Genomic DNA, 18639 nt, shown 5'->3' with positions numbered 1-18639 from the left:
ATACGCAGCTAGTCAACTTGATCTTCATCCTGCCTCGTTTGGAGCCAATGCGCCCGGTGCGAGAACCTCGTCCCGGGCGAGTGATGGCTTTTCGACGCGCAGGATGAACGCAAGCAGGCCAATCAGCACGAAAATCCCGCCAAGCACATAGGGCGCCCCGCTAAAGGTGACGGATGCGCCCGGGGCGGTGAAGATGGCGAAAATCTGCGTGAAGATCAGCGGTCCGATAATGTTGGTAATGCTGAACAGGCTGGTCAGCGCCCCCTGCAACTCGCCCTGCTCCGAGGCAGGTACCTTGGCCGAAGCAATACTGCGCATCGCCGGGTCGGCTACGCCTTCGAGGCAGGTCGCGACAATCACGACATAGACGAGCCATCCCTGCCAGGCGCTGGCATAACCGAAGAAACCGAGCGCGGCGAAGGAGAGACCGATGACGGCCGTGCGCCACTCGCCAAACCTGGACACGATGCGAGGCAAGATTAGCCCCATCACGATGGCGCTGCAGAGGCCGTAGATGCCAAGCGACATGCCGATATCGCTTTCGCTCCAGCCATAGCGATAGCTGCCGACATAGGCCCATACAGCAGGATAGGACATATGACCGAGCGTCAGCATGAAGAACACCAGCCCGATCCACAGAATGCCCTTGTGATTGCGCATCTGCTTGAGTGCGCCGAGCGGATTGGAACGCTTCCACTCGAATTTCCGGCGATCCTTCGCGGCAAGCGTTTCCGGCAGGAGGAAATAGGCGGCGACAAAATTGAGAAATGAGATCAGCGCAGCCCCATAAAACGGAATGCGCGGGCCAAACTCGCCAAGGAAGCCGCCGATGATCGGTCCAAGAATAAAACCAATGCCGAATGCAATGCCAAGCAAACCGAAATTCTTGGCACGGTTTTCGTCGGTGCTGACATCGGCGATATAGGCGGAGGCCGTGGAGTAACTGCCGCCGCTGATACCTGAAAGGATTCGGCCAATCAGCAGGATGGCGAAGTTTGGCGCGAGCGCGCAAATCAGATTGTCCATTGCGAACGTAATAACCGACGTCAGCAATATCGGCCGGCGGCCGAAGCGATCGCTCAGATTTCCGATCAGCGGCGCAAAAACAAACTGCATTCCGGCATAGGCGAAAAGCAGCCAACCACCGTAGATTGCCGCATGCCCAACATCCGTACCGGTCAGTTCCTCAAGATATTCAGGCAGGACCGGAACGATGATTCCAATGCCGATAATATCCAGCAGCAGAATCATGAAGACGAGTGTCAGGCCGCGTTTGGCCAGGATCGGGTCAATCATCGGAAAACTCGCAAATGGCGTTTACGTCCGCGATTGACGCGGAAAATCATCATATTCGTTTCGCAAGCGCGAAACAATACGTGAACATGATCAGGAAATCCGCCATTCCGCCACCAGAAAGTGCTTTCAGGGCAAAATCCTCCTGACAGATCCTGTCAATTTGCCTTCATCCGACTTCCGCATCTAGCGCACATAATGGGTCGGCAATGCTGTTGTTACCTTCAATGTTTCCATCGAAACGGAGGCGGATATATCAAAGAATTCGACCTTCTCCACAAGCGCCTTGTAGATATCGTCATAGGCTTCGACGCGCGGCAAGACGAGCTTCAGGATATAGTCGATCGTTCCGGTCATGCGATGCACCTCGACAATTTCGGGAATGTCGATGATTGCCGCGCGAAACTGTTCGAGCCAATCAGCCGAATGACGAGCCGCGCGCACGATCACGAACATCGTTGTCGGCAGGCCGGCGTGTGTGCGATCCAGAAGCACAACCCGCTTGGCGATATAACCATCGTCCTCCAGACGTTGAATGCGCCGTGAACAGGCAGATATCGAAAGGCTCACCCGATCGGCCAGATCAGAGACGGCGAGCGACGCATTCTCCTGCAGCAAATTGAGAATCTTGCGGTCACGATCGTCGAGCATCTCGCCTCTCCAGCAATTTTTCAGCGCATTTGACGAATTGTACGCCTGATTTTTGCCTACTTGCAAGCAACCCTCGCAAACTTTGCGAACACTCGGCGCGCAAGCCGATTTATTATCCTGCCAGAAATCCACTTGGGGAACTTGCAATGCACACTATTGGACTGATCGGCGGAATGAGCTGGGAGAGTACTGCGGTCTATTACCGCCAGATCAATGAAATGGTCCGGGCACGTCTAGGCGGTCTCGCCTCAGCCAAAATCGCCATGCAGTCGCTGGATTTCGCCGAAGTGGTTGCCTTGCAGAAGAGTGATCGCTGGGCCGAAGCTGCAGCCCTTCTCGCCGACGCGGCAAAGAGACTTGAAGGCGCCGGTGCGGACTGCGTCCTGATCTGCACCAATACGATGCACCTGGTGGCTGATGAGGTTGCCGCGTCCGTCAATGTTCCGCTCATCGATATCAGGCATGAAACCGGCCGCACTTTGGCAGCGGCAGGCAAGAAGCGGCCGTTGCTGCTCGCCACCCGCTACACGATGGAACACGGATTCTATGCGGATTATATGCGCGATCAGTTCGGCATCGAACTTGTCGTTCCCAACGAGATCGACCGTGCCAAGGTACACTCTGTGATTTTCGATGAGCTTTGCTGCGGCATCGTCAAGGAAGAGTCCCGCCAAGCACTGGAAAAGATCATTCAGCGCGGCAAGGATGCCGGTGCTGACTGCGTCATTCTTGGTTGCACGGAAATCTGCCTGTCCCTAACCGATGACAATCTCGCATTGCCGGTATTCGATTCGACGACCATCCACTCAAGTGCCGCCGTGGCGCATGCGCTAGGTTTGAATTTTATGAGCGAGCAGGACGCGGTTTAGTTTGCGACGGTTGTAATATTGAAAGACCCCTCCCTGCTGCTGCGCAGCCTCCCTCCCCACAAGGGGAGGGTAACAGCGCTCTATCCTGCTACATTTTTTTACTTCACGCTGCAGTGGTGACAGTCGCGACAGCCTTACCCTCCCCCTTGTGGGGAGGGACGGAGCGAAGCGACGGGGAGGGGTTTTGATTTCTAAATATTGCCGCTGAACGTGTCGCAGCTCTCCAGCTTGCCACTGTCGAAGCCGCGTTTGAACCAGTTGGCGCGCTGGGCTGACGTTCCGTGGTTGAAACTTTCCGGCACGACATAGCCCTGCATCTTTCGCTGCAGCGTGTCATCGCCGATCTGCTGTGCCGCGTTGAGCGCTTCTTCCAGATCGCCCGCCTCCAGAATACCCTTTTGCTTGGTGAAATGCCCCCAGATACCGGCAAAGCAATCCGCCTGGAGCTCGACCCGCACCGACATGGCATTCGAATCCGCTTCGCTCATGTTCTGGCGCATGGCGTTGAACTTCGGCAGGACACCGATCAGGTTCTGAATGTGGTGGCCAACCTCGTGCGCAAGCACATAAGCTTGGGCAAAATCACCGGAAGCGCCGAATTTCTTGTCGAGTTCGTCGTAGAAACTGAGGTCGATGTAAAGCTTCTTGTCACCGGGGCAGTAGAATGGTCCGGATGCCGCGCTGGCAAAACCGCAGGCCGAGCGCACCTGGCCGCTGAACAACACCATGGTCGGCGCTGGGTATGTCTGGCCTTCAGCCTGGAAAATACCGCTCCAGACGTCCTCGGTTTCGGCAAGGACAGTACGTACGAACTGCGTCATTTGATCGTTGTTCTTGACCGACGTATCTCCAGAAGGCGCCTGGCTCTGGCCCGGCACCAGCTGGCCGCCGCCACCACCGGAATCGACGAGGATCTGCATCGGATCGATGCTCGTGCAGAATTTCAGGAACAGGAAAATTGCCGCAAGAATAACGATACCGGAAAATCCGCCGCCCCGCGCCGTGCGCATGCCACCGCCCGGAAAACGGAACCCGCCGCCTTGGCCAATACCGCCGGGAAACCCGCCGCCGCCTTCGCCGCGTTGATCCTCAACATTGTCACTCTGTCTGCGGCCCTGCCAACGCATTTTCCGTCTCCCGATCTCCCGCCGGTCCAACCGACCGATACGCTGCACTTTCAACACTATAGTGCCATATTAGTCTCACGCACGATGCAATTTTTCAACGTACGGCTGCATCGGATACATAGCCAATTTTCGTGACCGATTAATGCAGGCCATAGGTCGCGTGGCGAATAGGAAGAAAACTGCTGCGAAAAACCGTAAAATCGCGCGTTTTTGGGGTTACGCAACGCGCTTCCTTTGCCTATAAGGCAGCCTTAGCCTCGCATTTGGAATTATATGCCTGCCCGTACGGTCAAAACCGTGCGGTTTTTTGTGCAGCCCGCTATTGATAGGAACTGACCATGCCAAAACGCACCGACATCAAATCTATTCTGATCATCGGCGCAGGACCGATCATCATCGGTCAGGCATGCGAATTCGATTATTCCGGCACACAGGCCTGCAAGGCGCTTAAAGAAGAAGGCTATCGCGTCATCCTCGTCAATTCCAATCCGGCAACGATCATGACTGACCCGGAACTGGCGGACGCGACTTATATCGAGCCGATCACCCCGGAAGTGGTCGCCAAAATCATCGCCAAGGAACGACCCGACGCACTGCTGCCGACCATGGGCGGCCAGACCGCGCTCAACACCGCGCTGTCGCTGCGCCGCATGGGTGTGCTTGAGCGCTACAATGTCGAGATGATCGGCGCCAATGCCGAAGCGATCGACAAAGCCGAGGACCGCGCGCTTTTCCGCGAGGCGATGGCCAAGATCGGTCTCGAAACGCCGAAATCCATGTTGGCCAATGCCACCGAAGTAAAGGATCTCGACCGCAAGTTGCACCAAGAACAGCGCGAAGCTGTAAAAGCCAGATATTCCGGCGCCGAACTCGACGCGGCTTTGGACAAGCTTGAGACCGAGTGGCAGCTTGGCGAAGGCGATCGCAAGCAGCGCTATGTTTCCCACGCGCTAGGCATGGCCGGCGCAGCGCTCGATCATGTTGGCCTTCCCGCCATTATCCGTCCGTCCTTTACCATGGGCGGCACCGGCGGCGGCATTGCCTATAACCGCACGGAATTCTACGAAATCATCGGCAGCGGTCTCGACGCATCGCCGACCACCGAAGTCCTGATCGAAGAATCCGTCCTTGGCTGGAAGGAGTATGAGATGGAGGTTGTCCGCGACAAGGCGGACAATTGCATCATCATCTGTTCCATCGAAAACATCGATCCGATGGGTGTCCATACCGGCGACTCCATTACCGTCGCCCCTGCCTTGACCCTGACGGACAAGGAATACCAGATCATGCGCAACGCCTCGATCGCGGTACTGCGGGAGATCGGTGTCGAAACCGGCGGCTCGAACGTGCAGTTCGCAGTCAATCCGGAAAATGGCCGCCTGATCGTCATCGAAATGAATCCCCGCGTGTCGCGTTCGTCCGCCCTGGCGTCGAAGGCGACAGGCTTCCCGATTGCCAAGATAGCAGCCAAGCTCGCTATCGGATACACTTTGGACGAACTTGACAACGACATCACCGGCGGCGCGACGCCCGCTTCGTTCGAGCCCTCCATCGATTATGTCGTCACCAAAATTCCGCGCTTTGCTTTCGAGAAATTTCCGGGCGCCGAACCGACACTGACGACCGCCATGAAGTCGGTCGGCGAAGTCATGGCCATCGGCCGCACCTTCAAGGAATCGCTGCAAAAAGCGCTGCGCGGCCTCGAGACTGGCCTCACCGGTCTTGATGAAATCGCGATCCCTGGCCTTGGCGAAGGCAGTGACAACAATGCCATCCGCGCCGCCATCGGCGTACCGACGCCGGATCGCCTGCGCATGGTCGGCCAAGCCCTGCGTCTCGGCCTCTCAGTCGAAGAAGTTCACGAAGGCTGCAAGATCGATCCATGGTTCCTGGAACAGATGGCCGAGATCATCGCCACGGAAGAGCGCGTGCGCGAGCATGGCCTGCCGCAGGATGCGCAAAACCTGCGCATGCTCAAGGGCATGGGCTTCTCCGATGCGCGTCTTGCCAGCCTCGCCAAGATCGAACCCGGTGATGTTACCAAGCTGCGCAACAAACTGGACGTCCATCCGGTCTTCAAGCGCATCGATACCTGCGCCGCCGAATTTGCTTCGCCGACGGCCTACATGTACTCGACCTATGAAGTGCCGTTTGCCGGAGCTCTCGCCTCGGAAGCGCAGGTTTCCGATCGTAAGAAGGTCGTCATTCTCGGCGGCGGTCCCAACCGTATCGGCCAGGGCATCGAATTCGATTATTGCTGCTGCCATGCCGCCTTCGCCCTGCGCGACGCCGGCTATGAAGCCATCATGATCAACTGCAATCCGGAGACGGTCTCGACGGACTACGACACCTCGGACCGGCTTTATTTCGAACCACTCACGGCTGAAGACGTGCTGGAAATCCTGCGCGTTGAACAGACGGCTGGAACGCTGCACGGCGTCATCGTCCAGTTTGGCGGCCAGACACCGTTGAAGCTTGCCGACGCTCTCGAGAAAGCCGGGATTCCGATTCTCGGCACGTCTCCGGATGCGATCGATCATGCTGAAGACCGCGACCGGTTCCACAAGCTTCTGATCAAGCTCGATCTCAGTCAGCCCAAAAACGGCATCGCCTATTCAGTCGAACAGGCCCGCACCATTGCCGGTGAACTGGGCTTCCCGCTCGTCGTGCGCCCGTCCTATGTTCTGGGCGGCCGAGCCATGCAGATCATCCACGACGAACGCGGCCTGCAGAGTTACCTGCTCGATACGGTGCCGGAACTCGTGCCCGAGGATATCAAGCAGAAATATCCGAACGACAAGACCGGCCAGATCAATACGCTGCTCGGCAAAAACCCGCTTCTCTTCGACCGTTATCTGAGCGAAGCAATCGAGGTTGACGTGGACTGCCTCTGCGATGGCAAGGACACCTGGATTTCCGGCATCATGGAACACATCGAAGAGGCAGGCATCCATTCGGGCGACAGCGCCTGTTCGCTTCCGGTGCATTCACTCTCGGCTGAAACGGTTGCAAATCTCGAAAAGCAAACCGCTGCACTCGCGAAGTCACTCAACGTCATCGGCCTGATGAACGTGCAATACGCCATCAAGAACGGCACGATCTATGTGCTCGAAGTCAATCCGCGCGCCTCACGCACAGTCCCGTTCGTCGCCAAGACCATCGGAACGCCGATTGCCAAGGTTGCGGCGCGTATCATGGCTGGCGAAACGCTGGATGAAGCACTGGCCAATTATGGCGGCAAACCTTCGACCACCGGACGCAAGCATATCGCGGTAAAAGAAGCCGTATTCCCCTTCGCACGTTTTCCCGGCGTCGACACATTGCTCGGACCGGAAATGCGCTCGACCGGCGAAGTCATGGGGCTCGACTATGACTATGCCTTGGCCTTCGCCAAGTCGCAGCTCGGCGCCGGTGTCGACCTGCCCCGCGACGGAACGCTATTTGTGTCGGTACGTGACGAGGACAAGAAGCGCATTCTTGCACCGGTAAAGCGTCTGGCCGCATTGGGGTTCAAGATTCTCGCTACCGGCGGTACGGCCCGTTTCCTTGGCGAAAATGGCGTTGCAGCACAGAAGATCAACAAGGTTCAGGAAGGCCGTCCGCATGTCGAAGATGCCATCCGCAACCGGCAGGTGCAGCTCGTGTTCAATACGACGGATAGTGCGAAGGCGATCTCGGATTCGAAATCACTCCGCCGCGCTACTCTGATGCAGAAGGTACCTTACTACACGACTCTATCCGGAGCCGACGCGGTGGCCGAAGCTATTGCCGCGCTGAAAGCCGGATCGCTGGAGGTCAGGCCGCTGCAGGATTATTTTCTCTGATTGCGCCATCCTGACTGAAATCAAGGTGATCCCGCTCACGGATTCACCCTGCCAATTGCTGTAACAGCCCTGATGTACTATATATGACCATAGGCATATGACTATGGTTGGAATTATGGATCGCAATCAGGTATCGAAGTCCGAGTTCAAGGCCAAGGCGCTTGAATTTTTCAGACAAGTTGAATCATCGGGCGAAAGCCTGGTGGTAACGGATCACGGCAAACCAGTACTCGAGGTGCGTCCTTACCGCGCGATAAAGCGCGACCTGCTTGAAATATTGCGAGGATCGGTGGTGCGGTATGACAGGCCCACTGACCCTGTCGCTGATAACGAGTGGGATGCGGCGCAGTGATCATACTTGATACCCATGTGCTCGTGTGGTGGATCACGGGCGACCCGATGCTGAGCAAGCACGCCGCCGCAGCGATAGAACATGAGCAAGTCAGTGGTGGTGAGATCATTGTCTCGGCAATCTCTGCTTGGGAAATTGCGATGCTCGTGGAGCGCGAAAGGCTCGTTCTGTCGATGGATGTCGACAAATGGCTTGGCGCAGCGGCGGAGATTGAGGCGGTACGATTTGTTCCAGTTGACGTGGCTGTTGCCACTAAATCTGTTGTATTGCCCGGCGCGTTTCACAAGGATCCAGCGGATCGCATGATCGTGGCCACGGCACGCACACTCGCTGCGCCACTGATCACTGCAGATGAGAAAATACGTGATTATATTCACGTGAAAACGATCTGGTGAACCGGCAAGTGAGTGGCGCAGAAAAAAGCGCTTGATCCAAGCAGCCGAGCTCAAACGCCTTCGAGCCCTTCCTCTTCCAATCCATGCCCGGACGGATCGCTTACAAAATGAAGTACCTTGGAGAAGACGTGATCGTTCTTGTCCTCGCGCCCGATGTGCACCACCGTTGATTTCGCCAGATCAACGCGGAGGACAGCCGTAACCCGGCTGAAGGCGTCGTCCTCCATGCCATCCAGCGCCTCATCGATCACGACCCAGGTCGGCTTGTGTAGCTTGAGCCGCGCGAAAGCCAGTGACTGTTGTTCGTCGTCGCTCAATTCCCTGTCCCAGCGTGCCCTGAAATCAAGCATTGTTTCAAGACGGGTCAAGCCCAGTTCGTGCAGCGCCGAGACAAGTTCCTCGTCGGAAAACCCGTCTTTACCGACGGGATAGGACATCGCCTCGCGCAAGCTGCCCGGCGGAAAATAAGGCAGGCGCGGCATGAAGAGGATGTTTGCGTTGGCCGGCAGGCTGACAGTTCCGGCTCCCCAGGGCCAGAGTCCGGCAATGGCCCTGAAAAGTAGTGTTCTGTCGATCCCCGGTTCGCTGGTGATCAAGACACGCTCGCCTTCCTTGACGATCGCCTTCTTTTCTTTCAAGCGGACAGTTGCTCGCGGAGCGGTAATCTTCAGCGAATCGAGAACAATCTGGTTCGTTTCCGACTGCGTGAACTTGATCCGCTGTTCAACGCTGTTCTTGATGTCGGTTGCCTGCACCGCCTGCCGGAATGAAGTCACGCGCAAGAGTGTCGCGCGCCAGTCGGCAATAGCGCCGAAATTGTTGACGAACCATTTCAGGGCATCATGCACCTGATTGAACGCCCCGATCGCTGCCATCAACCCGCCAAATGACAGGTTTCCGGCAAAGTAGACCGGTGCTGCCACAAGAATGGGCGCGACAATAGTGATCCAGCCATAACCGGACGTGACCCAAGTGAGCTGTGTCAGCGCCGTGACCAGCAAGCGGATTGCAGCGAGGAGGCTGTCAATATCAAAGCCGATCCGGCGATTCTCGTCCGCCTCTCCTCTATAGAGCGAGATCGCATCGATATGCTCATTAACCCGCATCAGCGAAAAACGTAGCTCGGACTCCTTTTGGTAGCGGTCCGCGTTGTACCGGATCAACTTACGTCCAACGAGCCAGCTGAGCCACGATGCAGATGCGGCATATAGGATAGCTGCCCAGACCATATAGCCAGGGATGGAGAAACTATAACCAGAGATATTGAAGACGAAACCACTGGAAAATGTCCACAGCACTCCGATGAAGCTCACCAGCAATATCGAGGCCTGCAACAATCCAAACCCGAGATCGGTCGACATCTCCGACAGATGGCGCGCATCTTCGTGCAGACGCTGGTCGGGGTTGACGCCAATCGGTCCGGAATTGGACAGTTTGAATGCCCGGCGGGGCTCCAGCCATTCACCAACGAGATCCCGGGTCAGTCCTTCGCGCAATTTCAACCGCGTCATCTGGTTGAGCCAGGTTTGTGCCACGTTGAAAACGAGAAGAACCGAAGCAATTGCGAAAAACACCATCAACTGGTCGACGAAGGCCGGGAAATCCCGCCTGGACAATGAGTCATAAAACGGGACGTTCCATCTGTTCAGCAGTACCTGCCCCGCCGATGTGACGATGATGATACTGACGACACCGAGGACCATGAGAATCAAACGGTTGCGAACCGGCGATATCCAGTAGATATCTGCAATGACGCGCAGCTGGGAAAGCAGCCCGGCCTCCACTTCGCCCGCGACGGAGGTGGCGGTGGATCGGCTCTGTTTCTGCTCCGCCATGAGTCTCCCCCGTGGACGACCGCGATTCGGCCAGTTCACATTAGCATCTACTATGAAAACACGTCGGATAGCGCACTGGAATTCAACAGGGAATGTAGGGCCAAAATTTGCTCATGCAACCCGCTGCACTTAACCCTGACGATAAACCCATTTGAATACGGCTTGTTTTGGGGCAAATTCTGTCATATGTAATCGGCATCGATTTTATCGGTCGAGTGACTTTGCGACCTGCGTAACCCGTTGCGCTTCCTGATGAACTCCATTGCATAGGTTCGATTCCCTGGGCCGCAAATGTGCTTGCTGCCTGTCTTATATATCTGAAAGGAACTTCCCATGGCTTCGGGAACAGTGAAATGGTTCAACAGCACTAAGGGCTACGGTTTCATCCAGCCCGATACTGGCGGTGCAGACGTATTCGTCCATATTTCCGCTGTTGAACGCGCAGGTTTGCGCGGTCTCAATGATGGCCAGAAGGTCAATTACGAGATCGTACAGGACCGTCGTTCAGGCAAGTCGTCTGCTGACAACCTTAGCGTTGCTGGCTGATAACCGCATACGGGAATCGTCTGATTTCTGAACGCACATAAGTTTAAAAAGGCGGGATTTTCATCCCGCCTTTTTTTGCATTCAATCCGGCAGCCATGTGATCGGAACGTGACCTTCGTCGCCGGCGACACGGCTCAGCCATTTAGCAACCGATGGATAGGCGGAGAGATCATATCCGCCACGATTGGCCTCGTGTGTATAGGCATAGAGCGCAATGTCGGCGATGCTCATCGTACTGCCTGTGAAATAAGGCGTTTTCTGCAATTGGCTTTCCATGACAAGCAGCGCCTTGTTGCCGCCTTCAAGTGTTGCCGCCAGACGTTCGGGCGTGGCATCCTTTGCCCGCTCCGGATACACCAGCAGCGCCCGGCGAACCGCGATGTTTGGCTCATGGGTATATTGCTCGAAGAACAACCATTGATACATCAACGCTCGCTCGTAGGCATCCTCGGGAACAAAGCGGCTGCCTTCGGCCAGATGAAGAAGAATGGCATTCGACTCGGCGAGAAACCGTCCGTCGTCGAGCTCAAGCAATGGCACCTTGCCGTTCGGATTCTTCGCCATGAATTCAGGTTTGCGTGTTGAACCATCGGTTGAAGAAATCGAAATGTGCTCGAAAGGTATCGCCAATTTCGCCATTAAAAGCCGTGGCTTATAGCAATTCCCGGAATCTGGCTGTGAATATAATTTCGGCATGGCGCTGGTCTCCTGTGGCGGCGGGTTAGAGCCTTTTGAGAATTCAGCCTGATGAGACAGATGGTGTGATTTTCAAGAACCGGAGCGCAGTGGACGTTAAGTCCATGAGCACTGGAAGCGCAGAAAATCGCATCAGATGTCCATCAGGGTGGAGGTATCGAACGGCGCGAATATTTCCGCTACTGCACGATATGTCCAATCATTTCGATTGAAGGATCGTGTGAGCATCGCTGATGTTTCCGGCGTTCGATGTCACACCCTGCACAGAAAGTGCATAATGTGAAGCCTCATGATCATGCTTTTACTTGCGATTCGCCGGCCATTGCGACATAGCAGGCGCGCAAACCGTCTACCGGTAATCAAACCTGCTTCAGGAGAACGATACCATGGCATTCCTCGCCGACGCCCTTTCCCGTGTGAAGACTTCCGCAACGATTGCAATCACTCAGAAAGCACGCGATCTGAAAGCCGAGGGACGGGACGTCATATCGCTATCGGTTGGCGAGCCGGATTTCGATACGCCTGACAACGTCAAGGAAGCGGCCATCGCCGCTATCCGGCGCGGCGAGACCAAGTACACTCCTGTGTCCGGCATTCCGCAGTTGCGCGAGGCCATCGCACGCAAATTCAAGCGCGAGAACGAACTCGACTACAAGGCGAGCCAGACCATTGTTGGCACCGGCGGCAAGCACGTCATTTACAACGCGCTGCTCTCCACGTTGAACCCAGGCGATGAAGTGATCTGCGTCGCGCCCTACTGGGTGAGCTATCCGGAAATGGTCGCCCTTTGCGGCGGAACGCCGGTCATCGTCTCGGCTGTGCAGAAGAATGAATTTAAGCTGCAGCCTGAAGATCTGGAGCGTGTCATCACGCCGAAGACCAAATGGATCATCATGAACTCGCCTTCCAACCCGTCCGGCGCTGCCTATAGCTGGGACGAGATGAAGAAGCTGACCGATGTCCTTATGCGTCATCCGCATGTGTGGGTCCTGACCGACGACATGTACGAGCATCTGACCTATGGTGACTTCAAATTCGTAACGCCTGTGCAGGTCGAGCCAAATCTCTATGACCGCACGCTGACCATGAACGGCGTGTCGAAAGCCTATGCCATGACTGGCTGGCGTATCGGCTATGCGGCCGGCCCGATCGAATTGATCAAGGCCATGGATATGGTGCAAGGGCAGCAGACGTCCGGGACGAGCTCCATTTCGCAGTGGGCTGCTGTTGAAGCGCTCGATGGAACACAGGCGCACCTGCCGGTTTTCAAGAAGGCGTTCGAAGGCCGTCGCGATCTCATCGTATCTATGCTCAACCAGACCAACTTCCTCGAATGTCCAAAGCCGGAAGGCGCGTTCTACGTCTATCCTTCCTGTGCGGCGGCAATCGGCAAGACGGCGCCATCCGGCAAGGTCATCACAACCGACGAGGATTTCGTCAGCGAACTGCTGGCGACGGAAGCGGTTGCGGCGGTGCATGGATCGGCATTCGGTCTCGGACCGAACTTCCGCATCTCCTATGCAACGTCCGATGCCAACCTCGAAGAGGCCGGCAAGCGCATTCAACGCTTCTGCGCCAACCTTCGCTGAGAAATAAACTGATAAAAATCAGGGGCCTAATGGCCCCTTTTTCATTCTTCAAACACGGTCCTTAGCTTCGCAAGCGTTGTGTTGAGCGTGGTGCTGGAAACCCGGCCCAGTTTTTTGACCAGGCGCTGCTTGTCGATTGTACGGATTTGGTCGAGGAGCACCAGGCCGTCCTTGCCTTGAAACCGCAGAGCAACTCTAAAGCCAGCAGGACGACTGCCCGTTGTCATTGGGGCAGCAATAACCGTACGCAGATGATCATGCATTTCCGGTGGTGAAATCACAATGCAGGGTCGGGTTTTCTGTATTTCACTGCCGATGGTGGGATCAAAATTGATTAGCCAGACATCGCCACGATTCACCATGTCAATTCGCTGTCATCTTCGTTGGAGAACTCCGGCCACACCAAGGCGTCGTCGTTGTTTTCTGCGATTCTTTTCGCATCTTCGGCCCAGCCAGCACGCGGTGTACCACGTACGGGGGTAATGATGATGCGACCATCTTCAACAAGCAGATCAACCTCGTCGCCCGGCTGAGAGCCGATTTCAACAAGGAACGGTTTGGGAATAATGATTCCAGAGGAGTTCCCCATTTTCCGGACAGCACTTCGCATTACCGATCTCCCGTTACAACTTTGTTGTAACATACCACCGATCAATGATGACGTCATCTAAAATGAAAGCGAACCATTGAATCAACATACCCCTGAAAAGAAAAGAGGCCGGACAATTGCCCGGCCTTAAGTTTTGAAGGTGCCGTTTCCGGCTATACCTCCAGAGGGGAACACTTGCGGGCGCGCAATGGGAGGAGGAGACGCACCGGCAAGTGAGGTGGATATGAGCCCTTTGACCGTTTCCCGCAACATCCAATTGTGCAACGCACCCATGCGTTTGGTGCATACCGGCAGGAACATGCGAAATATTGGAATCTCACACGCCTGATCCCGCGCATAGGACAAACCCATGCTGCGAACAGGCATGACATTAGAAAGAAAAACTTTTCGGAAAATGCCGGAATAGTAAGCTTAGTACGACCAGGTGCGCGCTTTCGAGAAAAGGAAATCTCGAAACACGTGCAATTTGGCGGCGTTTTTGATTCCTTCGGGATAGCAAAAGAACGTGTCGAACGACGGCAATTCCATCTCCGGCAAAAGCCGGACAAGCGTCGAATCCTTCTCCACCATATAATCCGGCAGCACGCCGATACCGACACCCTTTTGTATGGCACGCTTGATCGACAAGAGGTTGTTGATCTGCAGGACAGCGGGTCTCAAATTGCCATCCGTCCGGCCGATCACCTCCAGCCAATTGAGATTGGTGAGATAAGACGGCGCGGGCTCGCCGAAACTGACAATGCGATGGGTATCGATTTCCTCGATACTTTCGATCTTGCCATATTTGGCGATATAGGCCGGTGACGCGTAGACATGCATGTGCACGGTAAAGAGCCGCCGCTGGATCAGGTCCGGCTGCTGCGGCTGACGCAGGCGAATAGCGCAATCCGCGTGACGCATCGTCAGGTCGAGTTCTTCATTGTCAAAGAGCAACTGCAACTGAACTTCCGGATAGAGCTCGATAAATTCCTGCACGCGCTCGATCAGCCAGCCGGAACCGAGGCCGACCGTTGTCGTCACCCGCAATTTACCCGACGGCCTGTCCTTGCTCTCTGTCAGGCGAGAGCGGACATTCTCCAACTTCATCAGGACTTCATGGGCGGTGCGGTAAAGCACTTCGCCCTGCTCGGTCAGGATAAGACCGCGAGCATGGCGGTGGAACAACGGAACGCCAACATCCTGCTCAAGCGCACTGACTTGACGGGAAATGGCCGATTGCGACAGATGCAGCGTCTCGGCGGCATGGGTGAATGACCCCGCCTCCGCAGCAGCATGAAATATTCGCAATTTGTCCCAATCAAGCGACATCGCGCAGTCTCTCCCCCAATCCGGCCACGCACATCGAGACCGGCTCTATACTAACGGCTGCTATTCGGCAGCTTGACGCACTGGTTCCTGAGCAGCCAGCCAACGTTCGGCTTCGAGTGCTGCCATACAGCCCAGCCCAGCGGCGGTGACCGCCTGACGGTAGATGTCATCCGTAACGTCACCGGCGGCAAAGACGCCCGGCACATCCGTTGCGGTAGAATCGGCTGCGGTCCAGAGATAGCCATTCGGCTTATGTTTGAGTTGCCCCTTGAAAAGCTCAACCGCCGGCGCATGACCAATGGCGACGAAAACGCCATGTGTTGCCAATTCCGTGGTTTCACCCGTTTTCACATTCTTCAAGCGTATGCCCGACACCGATGCAGGCATGGGCGCTTTGGCTTCTGTTCCCGTGATTTCGTCAACGACGTTATCCCAGATAACTTTGACATTTTCTTTGGCGAACAGGCGGTCCTGCAGAATTTTTTCCGCGCGGAAATGATCGCGGCGATGCACGATCGTGACCGACTTGGCGAGGTTTGCCAGATAAAGCCCCTCTTCCACGGCAGTATTGCCACCGCCAACGACCACCACGTCCTTGTTGCGATAGAAGAAACCGTCGCATGTGGCGCAAGCGGAAACGCCGAAGCCCATAAAGGTTTGCTCTGTCGGAATGCCAAGCCATTTCGCCTGCGCACCTGTAGCGATGATCAGCGCATCGCACGTATACTGTGTGCCGCCATCACCGATGAGCCGGAACGGGCGAACGGAGAGGTCAACTTCCGTGATGATGTCGTGGATGATCTCGGTGCCCACATGTTCGGCCTGGATCCGCATCTGCTCCATCATCCATGGGCCTTGCACCGTATCGGCATAGCCCGGATAATTTTCCACGTCGGTCGTGATCATCAGCTGACCACCCTGCTGCAGGCCGGCGACGATGACAGGCTTCAGGTTTGCGCGAGCCGCATAGATCGCCGCGGTATAGCCCGCGGGACCGGAACCGATGATAAGAACGGGCACATGGCGCTGTGACATAACAAGACCTTGAAGTGATATCTGTTTGACATACTAGAGATGGCACGAACTACCACGCTCTTTCAACGACTATAAAGTAGTGGTTCAGCACCCTTTGTTGCAAGGTCTTCGCTCAACATAGACGGGTTAGCCACAGCTTGTGGCGGAAGAGCGGCGTTTCCACGCGATTTGTGGAACCTGTTTGCAACCGTCACGGGATGTGATTACACAGCATGGGGAATCGCCTATGGTGACCGCAATTCTCTTGAGACAGGATAGAATATGCCTTTAAAGGCGGACCTCGACGCGATCGACTGGAAAATCCTGAAACAATTGCAGGACAATGGCCGCATCACCAATGTGGAACTGGCCGAGCGCGTCGGCATATCGGCACCGCCCTGTCTGCGCCGCGTTCGCAAACTCGAAGAAGCCGGCATCATCCAGGGCTATCGCGCTATCCTGAATGGCGCGATCCTCGGACAGGACATCGTCGCGTTCTGCATGATCCGCCTGCATCGCCAGTCGGATGCTGACCTGAAGAATTTCGCCGAAAAAACCAAGAACTGGACACTTGTGCGCCGCGCCTGGATGGTTTCCGGCGAGTCCGACTTCCTGCTGCATTGCGTCGCGAGCGATCTGAGCACGTTTCAGAATTTCGTCATCGAGGAATTGACCTCGACGCCAAATGTCGATTCCGTCCGCACCTCCCTGACGATCCGTTCGGTCAAGAATGAACCGCTGATGGTGCTCTAATAACGTCGGAACCGGCTGTAGAGGTAGAGCGTCACGCGGTACCAGGGGCGCAGGACTTCCCGCTTCAGCCGTCCAGGCAACGTCTTGTTCTTACCCTGAACGACCGACCCGCCAAGATCGAAATCGATCTCGCGAATGGTGATCGGCCGCGCTGACAATACACGTATGGGATGCAGCCAGCGCATCTGGATCGTCGTATCCACCGGCCTGTCGAAGCGTTCCGTCGCGGCAAGAAGCGCAATCGCCGCCTTGCGTCCGACGAGTTGCATCTGCATTCCAAGGCCAGGCAGTTCGGGATGAATGATAGAGTTCGCACTTTCGCGCGCGACCTCGGGTCCTGCCTCGCCCCGCGGCCATCTCGGAAAGCGGATATAATCTTGTGGTTGCACCGTGTCGATTGCCAGCTTCAACTGTGCGGCGAAAGCATCGTCCACCTCGACATCGTCCTCGATGATGAGACCTGCATCGAGCTTGCGATCGACAATTGTCTGCCACGCTTTGCGATGCGACAGGAAGCAGGCGACTTCGGATTTCCGCAGCTCGAACGGGTAATACGGACTGTGCAGCGAGCGCGTATAGACGGCGGCAATGTCGCCTTCACTCATGTTGAGAGCGTCCACCGCGTCTACGACCTCCGCAGCTACAGGCAATCGCTCCAACAGTCCGCGAACGTGTTCACCGCGCTTTGCCGCGCGCTCAAGATGGATGATGAAGGCCGCAACACTCACGATTTCAATCCGGCGGCGAAAAGCCGCTCGTAAACTTCGCCAATACGGCCGGCTTCCTTCTGCAATGGAAAGTTCTGGTGGACATGGGCAAGTGCCAGCTTTCCCGCTTCTTCGCACATCGCGGGATCGGCCAGATAAGGCGCAAGTGCCTGTTCAAGTGCACGACCATCGCCAGCGGGAACCACAGTTCCAGTTCCCGGCTCGATCATCTCGGCATAGGCCCCGGCATCGCTCGCCACCACCGCAGTTTGCGAAGCCATCGCCTCAAGCGGCGTTAGCCCAAAACCTTCATTGCGCGAAGGTGCCACGTAGAGCGTCATCCGGCGATACCAGGGGCGCACATCGGGCACCTCGCCCAGAAACAAAATGCGATCCTCAAGCCCCGCTTTCGCAATCCTGTCGCGCAATGTCTGCTCGAAGCCCTTGAATTCAGCCGTGGTCCGGCCGGTCATCACCGCGGTCCATTCGGGGTAGTGCGGCAATAGATTGATCATCGCATCGACGAAAAGATCGGTGCCCTTCGAAGGTCGGATGCGTCCCGAACAGCCAACGAGATAACGTCCCGGAAGTCCCGACGCTGCAAACCTGTCGTCGTCGTTGCGGGGCGGATGGAACAGCTCGGTATCGATGCCGTGCAGGATCACCGTGTGCGGCACCTTCAGATAACTGCCCGACTTGCCACTCGTTGCGATCACGGCATTCATCCGCCGGATCAGCCACTTGGTGAAAGGCCTGTGGTCGCGCTGGGCAGCGGAGGTGAACAACAGCCTCAACCGCATGCGCAACACATGGCGCATGAGAATACCGGCAATCATTTCATTGTTGCGGCGAGCGTGCCAGATGCGGAATGGCCTGTTCTTCGGCTTGAACCATAATCCCGGGAGCGCGGACCATCCGATACTCGGCAGGTCTGCTGGCAGACCGGGGCCCATTGTCACGATCTTCAGACCTTGGGCCCGCTGTAGCGGAACGAGTTGAATGATAGTCGAGGTGACCCCGGAAAGCTTGCGCTTGAAATTCGGAGCGATCACCTCGACGTTGCTCACGGC

18 protein-coding genes are annotated in these 18639 nt (G+C 56.2%); 7 read left to right on the top strand and 11 right to left on the bottom strand.

The features are described from left to right. Nucleotides 1-24: 24 nt before the first annotated feature. Both ACSQ3H_RS09745 and ACSQ3H_RS09740 read right to left on the bottom strand, forming a co-directional pair. Entirely contained in the window at nucleotides 25-1296 is a 1272-nt protein-coding gene (locus tag ACSQ3H_RS09745) for a TCR/Tet family MFS transporter (RefSeq protein WP_436116869.1), read from the bottom strand. Nucleotides 1297-1479: 183 nt separating this feature from the next. Next, the gene (locus ACSQ3H_RS09740) at nucleotides 1480-1944 is read right to left on the bottom strand and encodes an Lrp/AsnC family transcriptional regulator (RefSeq protein ID WP_436116868.1); all 465 of its coding nucleotides are present in this window, start codon (nucleotides 1942-1944) and stop codon (nucleotides 1480-1482) included. Nucleotides 1945-2090: 146 nt separating this feature from the next. Between ACSQ3H_RS09740 and ACSQ3H_RS09735 the strand changes: the two genes are divergently transcribed. Further along, entirely contained in the window at nucleotides 2091-2813 is a 723-nt protein-coding gene (locus tag ACSQ3H_RS09735; protein WP_436116867.1) for an aspartate/glutamate racemase family protein, read from the top strand. A gap of 191 nt (nucleotides 2814-3004) precedes the next feature. Here ACSQ3H_RS09735 and ypfJ read toward each other — a convergent pair whose 3' ends face one another. Continuing rightward, nucleotides 3005-3940 carry a KPN_02809 family neutral zinc metallopeptidase gene (gene ypfJ / locus ACSQ3H_RS09730; protein ID WP_436116866.1) on the bottom strand — a complete coding sequence of 312 codons (936 nt, stop codon included), beginning with the start codon at nucleotides 3938-3940 and terminating at the stop codon, nucleotides 3005-3007. A gap of 338 nt (nucleotides 3941-4278) precedes the next feature. Here ypfJ and carB point away from each other — a divergent pair, with 338 nt between their 5' ends. From carB to ACSQ3H_RS09715, 3 genes are all read left to right on the top strand, one after another. Further along, on the top strand, nucleotides 4279-7764 hold the full coding sequence (gene carB / locus ACSQ3H_RS09725) for a carbamoyl-phosphate synthase large subunit (protein WP_436116865.1): 3486 nt from the start codon (nucleotides 4279-4281) through the stop codon (nucleotides 7762-7764). Nucleotides 7765-7879: 115 nt separating this feature from the next. Then, the gene (locus tag ACSQ3H_RS09720) at nucleotides 7880-8116 is read left to right on the top strand and encodes a type II toxin-antitoxin system Phd/YefM family antitoxin (protein ID WP_436116864.1); all 237 of its coding nucleotides are present in this window, start codon (nucleotides 7880-7882) and stop codon (nucleotides 8114-8116) included. Further along, a complete protein-coding gene (locus ACSQ3H_RS09715; RefSeq protein ID WP_436116863.1) occupies nucleotides 8113-8511 on the top strand; it encodes a type II toxin-antitoxin system VapC family toxin in 399 nt (132 codons plus the stop codon). Before ACSQ3H_RS09720 ends, ACSQ3H_RS09715 begins: the two co-directional genes overlap by 4 nt. A gap of 50 nt (nucleotides 8512-8561) precedes the next feature. Here the strand turns inward: ACSQ3H_RS09715 and ACSQ3H_RS09710 are convergent, their stop codons facing one another. After that, nucleotides 8562-10346, bottom strand: a complete 1785-nt coding sequence (locus ACSQ3H_RS09710) for an ABC transporter ATP-binding protein/permease (RefSeq protein WP_436116862.1) — start codon at nucleotides 10344-10346, stop codon at nucleotides 8562-8564. A gap of 333 nt (nucleotides 10347-10679) precedes the next feature. Here ACSQ3H_RS09710 and ACSQ3H_RS09705 point away from each other — a divergent pair, with 333 nt between their 5' ends. Next, nucleotides 10680-10892, top strand: coding sequence for a cold-shock protein (locus ACSQ3H_RS09705; RefSeq protein ID WP_099998246.1), 213 nt, complete (start codon nucleotides 10680-10682; stop codon nucleotides 10890-10892). Between the two features lie 81 nt (nucleotides 10893-10973). Here the strand turns inward: ACSQ3H_RS09705 and ACSQ3H_RS09700 are convergent, their stop codons facing one another. Continuing rightward, nucleotides 10974-11588, bottom strand: a complete 615-nt coding sequence (locus ACSQ3H_RS09700) for a glutathione S-transferase family protein (RefSeq protein WP_436116861.1) — start codon at nucleotides 11586-11588, stop codon at nucleotides 10974-10976. Nucleotides 11589-11974: 386 nt separating this feature from the next. On the opposite strand from ACSQ3H_RS09700, the gene ACSQ3H_RS09695 reads away from it, so the two are divergent. Further along, entirely contained in the window at nucleotides 11975-13177 is a 1203-nt protein-coding gene (locus tag ACSQ3H_RS09695; RefSeq protein ID WP_436116860.1) for a pyridoxal phosphate-dependent aminotransferase, read from the top strand. Nucleotides 13178-13218: 41 nt separating this feature from the next. Here the strand turns inward: ACSQ3H_RS09695 and ACSQ3H_RS09690 are convergent, their stop codons facing one another. The 4 genes from ACSQ3H_RS09690 to trxB all read right to left on the bottom strand — a co-directional run bounded on the left by ACSQ3H_RS09690 (nucleotide 13219) and on the right by trxB (nucleotide 16130). After that, nucleotides 13219-13539 (bottom strand): type II toxin-antitoxin system PemK/MazF family toxin, encoded by a 321-nt coding sequence (locus ACSQ3H_RS09690; RefSeq protein WP_436116859.1) that lies wholly within the window; start codon nucleotides 13537-13539, stop codon nucleotides 13219-13221. Continuing rightward, nucleotides 13533-13787 (bottom strand): AbrB/MazE/SpoVT family DNA-binding domain-containing protein, encoded by a 255-nt coding sequence (locus ACSQ3H_RS09685; RefSeq protein WP_436116858.1) that lies wholly within the window; start codon nucleotides 13785-13787, stop codon nucleotides 13533-13535. Before ACSQ3H_RS09685 ends, ACSQ3H_RS09690 begins: the two co-directional genes overlap by 7 nt. Nucleotides 13788-14198: 411 nt before the next feature. Then, nucleotides 14199-15095, bottom strand: coding sequence for a LysR family transcriptional regulator (locus tag ACSQ3H_RS09680; RefSeq protein WP_112530710.1), 897 nt, complete (start codon nucleotides 15093-15095; stop codon nucleotides 14199-14201). Nucleotides 15096-15155: 60 nt separating this feature from the next. Next, nucleotides 15156-16130, bottom strand: coding sequence for a thioredoxin-disulfide reductase (gene trxB, locus ACSQ3H_RS09675; RefSeq protein ID WP_436116857.1), 975 nt, complete (start codon nucleotides 16128-16130; stop codon nucleotides 15156-15158). A 261-nt stretch (nucleotides 16131-16391) separates the two neighbouring features. On the opposite strand from trxB, the gene ACSQ3H_RS09670 reads away from it, so the two are divergent. After that, nucleotides 16392-16862 (top strand): Lrp/AsnC family transcriptional regulator, encoded by a 471-nt coding sequence (locus tag ACSQ3H_RS09670; RefSeq protein ID WP_436116856.1) that lies wholly within the window; start codon nucleotides 16392-16394, stop codon nucleotides 16860-16862. Here ACSQ3H_RS09670 and ACSQ3H_RS09665 read toward each other — a convergent pair. Next, complete coding sequence (locus tag ACSQ3H_RS09665; protein WP_436116855.1) at nucleotides 16859-17590, bottom strand: glycosyltransferase family 25 protein; 732 nt, start codon at nucleotides 17588-17590, stop codon at nucleotides 16859-16861. The two genes, ACSQ3H_RS09670 and ACSQ3H_RS09665, sit on opposite strands and share 4 nt — an antisense overlap. Next, entirely contained in the window at nucleotides 17587-18636 is a 1050-nt protein-coding gene (locus tag ACSQ3H_RS09660; RefSeq protein WP_436116854.1) for a glycosyltransferase family 4 protein, read from the bottom strand. Before ACSQ3H_RS09660 ends, ACSQ3H_RS09665 begins: the two co-directional genes overlap by 4 nt. Between the last annotated feature and the right edge of the window lie 3 nt (nucleotides 18637-18639).

Origin of the sequence: Phyllobacterium sp. LjRoot231 (genome assembly GCF_964253365.1) — a bacterium.
Lineage (GTDB): Bacteria > Pseudomonadota > Alphaproteobacteria > Rhizobiales > Rhizobiaceae > Phyllobacterium.
The sequence above is the reverse complement of the archived record's forward strand: the minus strand, read 5'-3'. Positions and strand labels throughout refer to the sequence as shown.

Coding starts and splice junctions, on each gene's coding strand:
- ACSQ3H_RS09745 (WP_436116869.1), bottom strand. CDS start 1,296: ATGATTGACCCGATCCTGGCCAAACGCGGCCTGACACTCGTCTTCATG.
- ACSQ3H_RS09740 (WP_436116868.1), bottom strand. CDS start 1,944: ATGCTCGACGATCGTGACCGCAAGATTCTCAATTTGCTGCAGGAGAAT.
- ACSQ3H_RS09735 (WP_436116867.1), top strand. CDS start 2,091: ATGCACACTATTGGACTGATCGGCGGAATGAGCTGGGAGAGTACTGCG.
- ypfJ (WP_436116866.1), bottom strand. CDS start 3,940: ATGCGTTGGCAGGGCCGCAGACAGAGTGACAATGTTGAGGATCAACGC.
- carB (WP_436116865.1), top strand. CDS start 4,279: ATGCCAAAACGCACCGACATCAAATCTATTCTGATCATCGGCGCAGGA.
- ACSQ3H_RS09720 (WP_436116864.1), top strand. CDS start 7,880: ATGGATCGCAATCAGGTATCGAAGTCCGAGTTCAAGGCCAAGGCGCTT.
- ACSQ3H_RS09710 (WP_436116862.1), bottom strand. CDS start 10,346: ATGGCGGAGCAGAAACAGAGCCGATCCACCGCCACCTCCGTCGCGGGC.
- ACSQ3H_RS09705 (WP_099998246.1), top strand. CDS start 10,680: ATGGCTTCGGGAACAGTGAAATGGTTCAACAGCACTAAGGGCTACGGT.
- ACSQ3H_RS09700 (WP_436116861.1), bottom strand. CDS start 11,588: ATGCCGAAATTATATTCACAGCCAGATTCCGGGAATTGCTATAAGCCA.
- ACSQ3H_RS09695 (WP_436116860.1), top strand. CDS start 11,975: ATGGCATTCCTCGCCGACGCCCTTTCCCGTGTGAAGACTTCCGCAACG.
- ACSQ3H_RS09690 (WP_436116859.1), bottom strand. CDS start 13,539: ATGGTGAATCGTGGCGATGTCTGGCTAATCAATTTTGATCCCACCATC.
- ACSQ3H_RS09685 (WP_436116858.1), bottom strand. CDS start 13,787: ATGCGAAGTGCTGTCCGGAAAATGGGGAACTCCTCTGGAATCATTATT.
- ACSQ3H_RS09680 (WP_112530710.1), bottom strand. CDS start 15,095: ATGTCGCTTGATTGGGACAAATTGCGAATATTTCATGCTGCTGCGGAG.
- trxB (WP_436116857.1), bottom strand. CDS start 16,130: ATGTCACAGCGCCATGTGCCCGTTCTTATCATCGGTTCCGGTCCCGCG.
- ACSQ3H_RS09670 (WP_436116856.1), top strand. CDS start 16,392: ATGCCTTTAAAGGCGGACCTCGACGCGATCGACTGGAAAATCCTGAAA.